Raw genomic sequence first — 269 nt, 5'->3', positions numbered from 1 at the left:
GATCATGAGCGCCCGGATGCGCGAACAGAATTTTTTTGGCGCCAGCCGCAAGCTGGGCTTCACCGTCTGCACGGCTGCCATAAACGCCAGTGCAATCAAGCACGACGTCAATGCTCAGTTCGCCCCACGGCAACTGGCTGGCATCAGACTGATGAAGTAAACGGATGGAGTCATCGCCGACGTAAAGGTTTTCACCTTCCTGGCGGACATCCCAGGCAAAGCGCCCGTGGCTGGAGTCGTATTTAAGCAGATGTGCCATGCCTTCAGGA

At 56.5% G+C, this 269-nt stretch carries 1 protein-coding gene; it reads right to left on the bottom strand.

Translation table 11 applies throughout. The features are described 5' to 3' along the window. Positions 1–269 (bottom strand): glyceraldehyde 3-phosphate dehydrogenase NAD-binding domain-containing protein (locus tag ACPYOM_RS22620; RefSeq protein WP_481347682.1); only part of this gene is annotated, 269 nt, incomplete at both ends.

The organism is Monashia sp. HAY1-2A (assembly GCF_056755315.1).
The sequence above is the reverse complement of the archived record's forward strand: the minus strand, read 5'-3'. Positions and strand labels throughout refer to the sequence as shown.